General features: G+C 75.1%; 7 protein-coding genes and 1 tRNA gene. 3 read left to right on the forward strand and 5 right to left on the reverse strand.

The features are described 5' to 3' along the window. Window positions 1-1,822 (forward strand): helix-hairpin-helix domain-containing protein (locus tag ACSNOD_RS22310; RefSeq protein WP_436768789.1); only part of this gene is annotated, 1,822 nt, incomplete at its 5' end. Window positions 1,823-1,988: 166 nt separating this feature from the next. On the opposite strand, the gene ACSNOD_RS22315 is transcribed toward ACSNOD_RS22310, so the two are convergent. Further along, a complete protein-coding gene (locus ACSNOD_RS22315; RefSeq protein WP_436768790.1) occupies window positions 1,989-2,714 on the reverse strand; it encodes a hypothetical protein in 726 nt (241 codons plus the stop codon). 47 nt (window positions 2,715-2,761) lie between these two features. Between ACSNOD_RS22315 and ACSNOD_RS22320 the strand changes: the two genes are divergently transcribed. Then, window positions 2,762-2,950 (forward strand): DUF5703 family protein, encoded by a 189-nt coding sequence (locus tag ACSNOD_RS22320; RefSeq protein ID WP_436768791.1) that lies wholly within the window; start codon window positions 2,762-2,764, stop codon window positions 2,948-2,950. 181 nt (window positions 2,951-3,131) lie between these two features. On the opposite strand, the gene ACSNOD_RS22325 is transcribed toward ACSNOD_RS22320, so the two are convergent. From ACSNOD_RS22325 to ACSNOD_RS22335, 3 genes are all read right to left on the reverse strand, one after another. Continuing rightward, a complete protein-coding gene (locus ACSNOD_RS22325; protein WP_436768792.1) occupies window positions 3,132-4,016 on the reverse strand; it encodes a chaplin family protein in 885 nt (294 codons plus the stop codon). 146 nt (window positions 4,017-4,162) lie between these two features. Then, entirely contained in the window at window positions 4,163-4,399 is a 237-nt protein-coding gene (locus ACSNOD_RS22330) for a chaplin (protein ID WP_436768793.1), read from the reverse strand. 178 nt (window positions 4,400-4,577) lie between these two features. After that, window positions 4,578-5,915: a M20/M25/M40 family metallo-hydrolase gene (locus ACSNOD_RS22335; RefSeq protein WP_436768794.1), complete on the reverse strand. Its 1,338-nt coding sequence runs from the start codon at window positions 5,913-5,915 to the stop codon at window positions 4,578-4,580. A gap of 267 nt (window positions 5,916-6,182) precedes the next feature. Here ACSNOD_RS22335 and ACSNOD_RS22340 point away from each other — a divergent pair. Continuing rightward, window positions 6,183-6,267 (forward strand) — tRNA-Leu (locus tag ACSNOD_RS22340). A gap of 1 nt (window position 6,268) precedes the next feature. On the opposite strand, the gene ACSNOD_RS22345 is transcribed toward ACSNOD_RS22340, so the two are convergent. Beyond that, complete coding sequence (locus ACSNOD_RS22345; RefSeq protein WP_436768795.1) at window positions 6,269-10,534, reverse strand: amino acid adenylation domain-containing protein; 4,266 nt, start codon at window positions 10,532-10,534, stop codon at window positions 6,269-6,271. Window positions 10,535-10,613: the final 79 nt, after the last annotated feature.

Consider the following 10,613-nt stretch of genomic DNA (forward strand, 5'->3'; position numbering starts at 1 on the left):
CCCGCACGGCGGCCAGCAACTCGGCGGCCTTCCCACCAAGTTTCCGCCCCGCCTCGACCTTTGCCCGCGCGGCGCCCCGGAGGCGCTCGCTCCGCGCGTCGCCGCGGCGCTCGGGGAGCACGCGGCGGACGTGCTGCGCGAGGACCCCTGGTCCCTGCTGCGGCTGCGCGGCGTGCGGATCGAGCAGGCGGACGGCTTCGCCCGCGGCCTGCTGGGCGCCGCGTGCGGCCCCGGGGACGAGCGCAGGGCCCAGGCGCTCACCGCCCATCTGCTGGAGCGCGCCGCGCTCGACGGGCACACCGCGCTGGAGTCCTCGGCGCTGCGCGCCGCCCTGGCGCGCCACTCCGTGCCGGACCCGGACGAGGCCCTGCGGGCCGCGATCGCCGACGGCGGCGTGCTCGTCTTCCAGGACGCCCTGGAGGCACCGCCGGGAGGCACCCCGGCCGGCGCGACGGGCGGCGGTGAGGCCGTGAGCGGCGAGGACGGCGACGAGGCCGCGGAGGAGCCCGTACGCGTGCTGCTGGGCCTGGACCGCTACGCCCTCGCCGAGGAGAGCCTCGCCGACGGCCTCGCCCGGCTGCTGAGCACCGCCGCCCCCGGCGGCGCGCCCGCGGGGCACGGCGGCGCCGAGGGCGCCGGCGCACCGGACTGGGCGGCGGCCGCGGACGCCGCCCCCTCCCCCTCCGCCGCGGAGCTGATCCGCGCCGTCGCGGCCAGCGGCCTGGTCGCCCACACCGGCGGTGAGGCCGCCCGGGCCGAGCCGGCCGCCGTCGTGGCGGCCGCGCGGTCGATGGGTCTGCGGGCGTACGCCGCCGCGCACGGCGAGGACGGTCGGCGCCGGCTGGCCGCGGCGGTCGGCGAGGACGCGGCGCTCACCGTCGACGGCCTGCTGTCCGGCCGCGAGGGCCCGGAGCGCGCCGAGGACGGCACGCTCGCCCTGGACCTGCTCGCCGTGCTGGACGCGCCGCAGCTCGACGTGGAGACCGCGGCGATGCTGGTGGAGTCGCTGCCGGACGGCGCCCGGCTGGTGCTCGGCGGCGACCCGGCGGGGCTCGGATCGGCCGGCCCGGGCCGGGTGTTCGCCGATCTGCTCGCGGCGCGGGTCTGCCCCCAGATCTCGTCCCGCACGCCGGACCCGGGCCCGATCGGAGAGCTCGTCTCGGGCATCGGCGTCGGAGAGCTCCAGCAGGTGGCGGCGCCCGAGAAGGAGGTCGTGATCGTTCCGGTGCGGGACGCCGGCGAGGCGGTGCACCGCACGGTGCAGCTGGTGGCGGACTCCGTGCCGCGGGCCATCGGCGTACCGGCGGACCGCACCCAGGTGATCACCCCGGGGCACGGCGGCGCGGCCGGCACCCGCGTGCTCAACGCGGCGCTCAAGGAGCGGCTCAACCCGGGCCCCGGCCGGTTCGGCGGCTTCGACCCGGGCGACCGGGTGGTGTACGTGCCGTCCCCGGGGCGCGCCGTGCCGGGCACGGTGGTCTCGGCGGACGCCGAGGGGCTGCGGCTGGCCTGCGGCGGCCGACCGGTGGTCGTACCGCGGGAGCGGGTGGGCGAGGCGGTGCGCCACGGTTGGGCGATCACCGCGCACCAGGCGGTCGGCTCCCGCTGGCCGGCGGCGGTCGTGGTGCTGCCCGGGGACGCGGCGGGCGCGCTGAGCCGGCCGTGGGTGTACACCGCGTTCGGCCGGGGCGAGCGCCATCTGTCCGTGGTGCACGGCGTGGACCAGGCGCTGCCGCGTGCGGTGGCGGAGGTTCCGGGCACCGAGCGCACCACCCGGCTGCGCACGCTGCTGCGGACCTCGGTGGCGCCCCGGCCCGCCTGACGGCCGAGAGCCGTGCGGCCCGGCCCCCTGGGGGGCCGGGCCTTCAGGAACCCGGGGCCTGGAAGGCCGGGCCGCACGGGCCGGGCCCGGGCCCGCCGGGAACCCGGCGGCCGGGCCCAAGGGCCCCGGGCCTCACGGCGCCCCGCAGGAACCCCGCGGCGGCCCCTCAGCGGTCCTTGTCGAGCGGTTCGAGATCGTCCTCGCCAATGTCCAGCACGTCGTCGGCGTCGTCGGCGCTCTCGATGACCACCACGCCGTCGTCGTCCTCGTCGCTGTCGTCGTCGAAGACGGCGCTGACGTCGAAGCGGCAGACGACGCGCTGCGGGTCGGCCTGCTCGAAGGGGGCGTTCAGCCACTCCCCCGGCTCGGCCGGCTCGTCCGTGGCCATGACCCAGAGCGTGGAGTCGCCCTCCTCCAGGCCGAACTCCTTGTGCCGCGAGGCGATCTCGTCGGGCTCGTACTCGCCGAAGAGCACGCCGAGGGCCGCGTGCACACTGCTGCCCGGGCCGCTGCCCTGGGTGCCGTTGCCGGTGTCCGCGTCCGGGTCGAGGTCCGCCACCCGCTGTGCCTGCGAGAGCAGCCGCTGCGGTTCGACCACCGCGTAGTCGCGGCGGATGAGCACGCTGAGCGCGTTGGGCTCCTCCGGGCCCGTGTACGCGGGCAGCGAGTCGTCGCTCGGGATCTCGAAGGGGGTGACCTCGTCGTGGGCCACATACAGCAGCTCGTCGTACTTCTCGGCTGCCGCCGCCAGCTCGTTGAACGCGGTGTAGACGGCGGGGTCGTCCTCGCCCGACCGTCGCTCGACCGCCTCGAGGTGACGGTCCAGCGCGGCCTTGACCGCCTCGGCGGCGGCGCGTACCTCGGCAGCGGATGGCTGCGCAGCATCAGACATAGTGCAGACGCTATCCGTACCGGGGCAGTTCCCGCACAATAGATGCGATGCCGGAATACGAATTCTGTGATGTGTATGTACCGCGTGGCGTCTCTCGCAAGGCCGCCACACGCTTGTTGACCGACCATGCCGAGTACGGACTGTGGGAGTTGGACCGCCTTCGACTGAACCCGGACGGGAGCCGGAAAGTGCGGCTCCGGCGCCGGATCATCCGCCAGCTGCGCGCCACATGGTGAGGGGCGCGCGCACAACCCCGTAGCGCCCCTGGGAGAACCCGTGGCGCCCCCGCAGAAGGAGCCCCGGCAACGGAAAGAGCGCGGAGAAGGCGGGGACCGGCCCCGGATTCCCGGGGGTCGTTCCCGCACCTCCTCCGCGCTCCTTGGCGCCTGACGGCCGCCACGGCGCGTACGTGCCCGGTTACGCCTTGGCGCGCGTACGGCGGTAGAGCACCGTGCCGGCGAGGAGCAGGCCACCGCTCAGCGGCAGCGCCAGCCCCAGCGCGTCGGACCCGGTCTCCGCGAGGCGGGCCACCGGGCCCTTCGGAGCCGGCGCCCGGTCGACCGGGCGCGGCCCGGCCTCGGGGGCCTTCTCCTGGGGACCGGTGCCCTCGATGCCCCCGGGCCGCTCCGGCTGCCGGGGCTCGTCCGGCGTCCGGTGGTCCGGCCGCTCGGTCTCACCGCGGTGGTCCGGGCGGTCGGGCGTGCCCGGCTTGTGCGGGTGGCCCGGGTGGTCCGGCCGCACCGGGTGACCCGGGTGGTGGGGGTGGTCCACCGAGACATTGGCGCAGCGGTTGCCGGACGCCGGGTTGAGCGCGCCGACGACGTCCACGGTGTTGCCGCAGACGTTCACCGGCACATGCACCGGCGCCTGGGCGGTGTTCCCCGAGGCGACGCCGGGCGAGTGCGCGGACTTGCCGTGGGCCTCCGAGCCGCCGTGGCCCCCACCGTGGTGGGCGGGGTGGCCGTGGTGGCCCTTGCCCGGGTGACCGTGCGCCTTGCCCGGGTGGCCGTGGCCCTGGTCGGGGTGCCCCTTTCCGGGGTGTCCCTTCGCATGGCCCGCGCCATTGACGCAACTGTTTCCGGAGGCAGGGTTGAGCCCCCCGATAACAGTCACGGTATTTCCGCACGCGTTGACCGGCACCCGCACCGGAGCCTGCACCGTATTTCCGGAGAGAACCCCCGGCGAGTGCGCGGCTTCGCCATGGGCCCCGGCATCCGTGGCGTACGCGTAACCTCCACCGACGGCGAGAGCGCCCCCCGCGGCAGCCACAGTGATCAGGCTTTTCCTTGCGACATTTCGCATAGGTTTGTTTTCCGTTCCCCTGCCTTCTACCCACTCGAACGCGCGTGGGCGCGCCGCCCACGCGCCGTGATCCCGCTGGCCCCGGAGCGCGTGGCGCGCGCTCCGGGGCCAGCGGGATCACGCCCCTGCGGGGCTGTGACCGTGTGTCACTTAGTGACGCACTTGTTGCCGAAGCTGGGGTTGAAGAGCCCGACGACATTGACCGTGTTGCCGCAGGCGGTGATCGGCACGGCGACGGGAACCTGGATGACGTTGCCCGAGATCACGCCGGGGGAACCCTTGGCGGCACCCACGGCGCCACTGTCGGCGGCGACGGCCATGCCGGCGCCGGCGAGCACCAGACCGCCGGTGGCAGCCGCGACAGCGACGACCTTCTTGATCATTCTTCCTCCTTGGTGGCAAAGCGGTCCCAGCCGCGGACCGCACACCCTGTAACGAGCTCGGAGGAATCGGGGTACGTAACGTGACCGGCGTTCACTCATTCCAGCGAAATGAAAACGCGATGTTGTCGAATCGTTATCGATGTCGGCTCATCGGAATGTCGGGCGATTCAGCGGCGGTTCAGCACTGATCGAGGAAACGGTCCAGCACGCGTACGCCGAACTGGAGGCCGTCGACCGGAACGCGCTCGTCCACACCGTGGAACATTCCGGCGAAATCGAGCTCCGGGGGCAGCTTCAACGGGGCGAAACCGAAGCAGCGAATACCGAGATCGTCGAAGGACTTGGCGTCCGTGCCGCCGGAGAGCATGTAGGGCACGGCGCGGGCGATCGGGTCCTCCGCCTTGAGCGCGGACTGCATGGCGTCGACGAGCGCGCCGTCGAAGCTGGTCTCCAGCGCCTTGTCGCCGTGCACGTCCTCGCGCTTGACCCGGGGGCCGAGGATGCGGTCGAGGTCGGCGAGGAACTCCTCCTCGTAACCGGGCAGGAAGCGCCCGTCGACATGGGCCGTGGCCTGCCCGGGGATGACGTTGACCTTGTAGCCGGCGCCCAGCATGGTCGGCGCCGCGGTGTTCCGGAGCGTGGCGCCGATGATCTTGGCGATGCCGCCGAGCTTGTCGAGGGTGGCCTCCATGTCCTCGGGGTCGAGCGGGGTGCCGAGGGCGTCGGACAGCTCGTCGAGGAAGGACCGCACGGTCTTGGTGACCCGCACGGGGAACCGGTGCCGGCCCAGCCGCCCCACGGCCTCGCACAGCTCGGTGATGGCGTTGTCGGTGTTGGTCATCGAGCCGTGGCCGGCGGTGCCGTCCACGGTCAGCCGCATCCAGTGCATGCCCTTCTGGGCCGTCTCCACCAGGTACAGCCGCAGGTTCTCGTTGACCGTGAAGGAGAAGCCGCCGACCTCGCCGATGGCCTCCGTGACGCCCTCGAAGAGGTCGGGGTGCCGGTCCACGAGGTGGCGCGCGCCGTAGGTGCCGCCCGCCTCCTCGTCCGCGAGGAACGCCAGCACGATGTCGCGCGGGGGCTTGCGGCCGCTGCGCAGCCGGTCCCGTACGACCGCGAGGGTCATGGCGTCCATGTCCTTCATGTCGACCGCGCCCCGGCCCCAGACGCAGCCGTCGGCGATCTCCCCGGAGAACGGGTGGTGGGTCCAGTCGTCGGCGTTGGCCGGTACGACGTCGGTGTGGCCGTGGATCAGCAGCGCCGGCCGGGAGGGGTCCTCGCCCTCGATCCGGGCGACGGTCGACGCCCTGCCCGGGTGGGACTCGATGATCCGCGGCTCCAGTCCCACCTCGGCGAGCTTCTCGGCCACGTATTCGGCGGCGGCGCGCTCCCCGGGGCCGGAGTGGTCGCCGTAGTTGCTGGTGTCGATCCGGATCAGGTCCCGGCAGAGGTCCACGACCTCGTCCTCGCCGGTGACGCCGCCGAAGCCCGACGTGGTCGGCGTCGACTCGCTCACACTGCCTCCTCGTGGTTCACGGCCGTGGGCTCGCGCCGGGGTCGCCGACGCCGCGCACGGCGGGGGTCCGCCCTCATCCTCCCGCGCGGGGCGCCCGACCCCAAGGCCGCGCGGGGGCCGACACATGCCCGTCACATCTCCGGCCCGCGGCCCGGGGCCCTCCACGGCCCCGCCACCGCCCGCCCGGCCGTGTGATCGAGGCACTCCGAATGTTTGCTATTGTTTTCCACGTCGCCAAGGCCACCGGCCAGGGCGGCGAAACACCTGGTCCGGGTGGCGGAATGGCAGACGCGCTAGCTTGAGGTGCTAGTGCCCTTTATCGGGCGTGGGGGTTCAAGTCCCCCCTCGGACACTCACAGAGACCCCAGCTGAGCTGGGGTTTTTTGCTTTGTGTGGGTGGCCGGAAGCGCGTCGGGCGCTTCCGTCGCCGCGCTCAGGAGCGTCACGTACTGGTCGATCCAGCTCTCGATCGTTCGCCGGTTCCAGATGTCCGTGGAGAACTCCGCGTATCCCGCGTACGCGTCGCCCGACGGGACGAGGCCCACGCTCAGGTCGTTGCGGGCGGCGCGGGTCGCCAGGTCGTCGATGGCGACGGTGAGGTGCGGCAGTTCGATGCCGGTGTCCAGGGCGCTCTGGAAGGCGAAGCCGAAGGGGACGCGGTCCGGGACGCCCGGGACGCCGCGCGCCCGCAGCTCCGCCGTGATGCGGCGGACCGGCATGTAGTGGTCGGCCGCCTCCAGGATCTCGCGGCCCACCTCGTCCACGACGTCGGCGAAGCGCCGCTCCCCTCCCGCCCGGACCCGGAGCACGAGGGCCGCCGCGGTGCAGGTCACCATCGCCTCGTCGGCACGGGTGCGGCGGTTGGCGAACGGCACGCCGACCACCACGTCCCGCTGGGCGGAGAGCCGGGCCAGCAGGGTGCCGTACGCCGCCGCGGCCACGGCGAACGGCGTGGTGCCGCGCCGCCGGGCGAGGGCCTCCACCGCGGCCCGTACGCCGGCCGGCACCTCGAAGACCACGACGTCGCCCGCGCCGCTGGGCGCGTCCGGGCGCGGGCGGTCCACGGGCACGTCCGCGGCCAGCGGGACGCCGTCGAGCCGGCGCGCCCAGTGGTCGAGCCGCGCCCGCTCGACCGCCGGGCCCGGGCCGCCGGCCTGCCGCTCCGCGTACCGCGACGGCTGCGGCACGGCCTCGTCCAGCCCGTGCGGCTCCCCGGTCGCCGCCGCCCGGTAGAGGGCCGCGAACTCCCGCAGCAGCACGCTCACCGCCCAGCCGTCGCAGCTCACATGGTGGAGCACCAGCAGCAGCACCCAGCCGTCGGCGGCGGTCCGCAGCAGGCGCGCCACCGGTTCGACCCCCGCCGCCAGGTCGAAGCGGTGCTCGGCGGCCTCGGTGCTCAGCCGGCCGATCTCGGCGTCCCGGGCGGCCGGTTCGAGCCCGCTGAGGTCGGTCACCGGGAGGTCCACCGGCCGGTGGGCGAGCACCTCCTGCCACCACGGCCCGTCGTCCCCGCCGCCGGTGCGGCGGAAGCGGGTGCGCAGCGCCTCGTGCCGGGCGGTCAGCCCGGAGAGCGCGGTGCGCAGGGCGGCGAGGTCGAGGCGGCCGGTGAGGGTGAGGCGCAGGGCGACGTTGAACACGTGCGGCAGCGGGTGTTCGGCGTGCAGGCCGATGAAGCCGTTCTGCTGCGGGGTGACCGGCGCCCGGCTCACCACCCGGTCCTCGGCCTCCGCGGCCCCGGTGAGATACGCGGCCATGGCCCGTACGGTCGGCTCCCGGTGGAAGCGGGCCATGGGGTAGTCGGTGCCGAAGGTCTCGCGGACGCGGTTGACCAGCCGGATCGCGGTGATGGAGTGGCCGCCGAGGTCGAAGAAGGAGGTGTCGGGCCCGATGCCGTCCTCGGGGACGCCGAACTCGGCGGCCCACAGGGCGCGCAGCCGCCGCTCGGCCGATGAGCCGCCGTCGCCGGCCACGGGCGCGACGGCCCCGGCGGCCCCCGGCCCCGTACCGGCCGTCATGGCCGTCTCCGGCCCCGGCCCGGCCCCGCACCCGGGCCCGTGCTCCGTCTGCGCCCCCATCGCCGGCGGGAGGGCGGGCGTCGGTACCAGCGCGGGGCTCGGCAGCGCCGCGCGGTCGAGCTTGCCGTTGCCCGTGAGCGGCAGGGCCGGCAGGATCGCCCAGGCCCGGGGCACCAGGTACTCCGGGAGCCGCGCGGCGAGTTCGTCGTGGAGCCGCTGGGCGGTCTCCCGCTCGTCGCCGGGGCGCACGGGGCGTACGGGGACGGCGTACGCCGCGAGATACGCCTCGCCCCGGTGGTCCCGGTGGGCCAGGACCACCGCCTCGCGCACCGCCTCCAGCCGGTTGAGCACCCGGCCGGCCTCCTCCGGTTCGACCCGGTAGCCGCGGATCTTCACCTGGTCGTCGACCCGGCCGCGGAACTCCAGCGCGCCGTCCGGGGTCCAGCGCACCAGGTCGCCGGTGCGGTACAGGCGCTCGGCGGTGCGGCCGGTGGGGTCCTGGGCGAAGCGCTCCGCGGTCAGCTCCGGGCGGCCCGGATAGCCCCGCGCCAGGCCCGGCCCGCCGACGTACAACTCGCCGACGGCGCCGACCGGTGCCGGGGCGCCCGACGCGTCGAGGACGAGGAGCGAGACGTTGTCGACGGGGCGGCCGATGGGGATCGGCGGGCCGCCGGTGCCGCCAGGGTCACCGGGGTCGCCGGGTGTGACGGTCTCGGTGGTGCACAGCACGGTGACCTCGGAGGGTCCGTAGACATTGAGCACCTGGTACGGCGTACCGGGGCGCGGGCGGGTGCGCAGGACGTCGCCGCCGAGCAGCAGATGGCGCAGCGGCGGCTGTTCACGCGGCCCGAGGGCCAGGACGGCCTCGCCGAGCGCCGTGGGCAGGATGGAGAAGGTGACGTGCTCGGCGGCGTACCAGCGGGCCAGCGCGGCGGGGTCGGCCCGGACGGCGTCGTCGGCGACGGTGATCGACGCGCCCGCGGTCAGGGCGGGCCAGATCTCCAGGACGGAGGCGTCGAAGCTCTGACTGCACACCATGGCGGCGCGGTCGGCCGGGGTGGTGTCGAAGCGCCGGTGCTGCCACTGGCACAGGTCGACGACGGCGCGGTGCGGCACGGCGATGCCCTTGGGGACGCCGGTGCTGCCCGAGGTGTGGACGACGTAGCACAGCGACTCGGGGCCGGTGGCCGGGGCGGCGGGCGCGCCGGCCGGGTCCCGGGCGGTGTCGGTGACGAGGACGACGGCCGGCCCGTCGGGCAGGGCGAGCCGGGCGGCCCCGGCGGCGTGGCTCACCACGGTGCGCGCCCCGCACTCGGCGATCACGGCGCGGGCGCGGGCGGGGCCGAGGGAGGGGTCGAGCGGCAGATAGCCGCGGCCCGCTTCGAGGGCGGCGAGCATGGCCACGACGAGGTCGGCGGAGCGCGGCAGCCAGAGGGCGACCACGTCGTCGGGGCGCGGCTCGCCGGCCCGCTCCCGGATCGCGGCGGCCAGCCGCCCGGCCCGCGCGGTCAGTTCGCCGTAGGTCAGCCGAGTGTCGCCGCAGATCACGGCCGTGCGGTCGGGGGCGGTGGCGGCCTGCCGGGCGACCAACTGCTGGACGGTGACGGGGGCGACGGGCCGTACGGGGCCGTGGCTCCACTCCGGGGGCACGGGCCCGCCGTGGTCCGACGGCTCCACGAGCCGGGAGAGCGGGGTCGCGGGGGCGTCGAGGGCGGCCCGGAGGAGGGTGTGGAAGGTGTCGAAGAGCCGGTCGACGGTCGCAGCGTCGAACAGGTCGGTGGCGTACTCCAGATGGCAGCGGACGCCGTCGGGGGTGTCCGTAAAGTACACGCTCAGATCGGTGAGGGACTTGTCCGGGCCGGCGTCGAGCGGGGTGGCCCGCACGCCGGGGAGCTCGAAGCGGAAGGGGTCCTCGCGCTCGAACTCGGCGAGGGTCTGGAAGACCGGGGTGCGGTCGGTGGCGCGGCGGGGCGCGAGCTCGCGGACCACGGTCTCGAAGGGCACGTCGGCGTGGTCGTACGCGTCCAGGGCGACCCGGCGCACGCGGCCCAGCAGGGTGTCGAAGCCGGGGTCGCCGGAGAGGTCCAGGCGCAGGGCGAGGGTGTTGACGAAGAAGCCGAGCAGGTTCTCGGTGCCGGGCGGCCGGCGAGAGATGGGGGTGCCGACGACGATGTCCTCCTGGCCGGTGATCCGGTGGAGGGTCGCGGCGTACCCGGCGAGCAGGGTCATGAAGAGGGTGCCGCGCCGGCGGGCGGAGAACTTCCGCAGCCGGTCGGAGAGTTCGCGGTCCAGGGTGTGGAAGACGGCGCGGCCCCGGGCGGTCATGGTGGCCGGGCGGGGCCGGTCCAGCGGGAGCTCCAGCACGGGCAGGTCGCCGCCGAGCGCGTCGAGCCAGTACTTCAGGTCCTCGGCAGCCTTGGGGTGTTCCAGGGACGACGCGAGGTGCCGCCGGGCGTGGTCGGCGGGGCCGTGGGTGAGCTCGGGGAGGCCGGGCGGGGTGCCGTCGAGCTCGGCGCGGTAGAGGGCGGAGAGGTCGCGGGCGAGCACGGCGGCGGAGGCGGCGTCCACCACGATGTGGTGGAGGGAGAGGACGAGCACGTGCAGGTGCGCGCCGAGGGCGGCGGCGCCGACGCGGCGTTCAGCTCGCTGCCGGCCGTGGCGGCCGACCCGGGGCGGGCGCACG

Origin of the sequence: Streptomyces sp. URMC 123 (assembly GCF_051386515.1) — a bacterium.
Taxonomy (GTDB): domain Bacteria; phylum Actinomycetota; class Actinomycetes; order Streptomycetales; family Streptomycetaceae; genus Streptomyces.

Coding starts and splice junctions, on each gene's coding strand:
- ACSNOD_RS22315 (WP_436768790.1), bottom strand. CDS start 2,714: ATGTCTGATGCTGCGCAGCCATCCGCTGCCGAGGTACGCGCCGCCGCC.
- ACSNOD_RS22320 (WP_436768791.1), top strand. CDS start 2,762: ATGCCGGAATACGAATTCTGTGATGTGTATGTACCGCGTGGCGTCTCT.
- ACSNOD_RS22325 (WP_436768792.1), bottom strand. CDS start 4,016: ATGCGAAATGTCGCAAGGAAAAGCCTGATCACTGTGGCTGCCGCGGGG.
- ACSNOD_RS22330 (WP_436768793.1), bottom strand. CDS start 4,399: ATGATCAAGAAGGTCGTCGCTGTCGCGGCTGCCACCGGCGGTCTGGTG.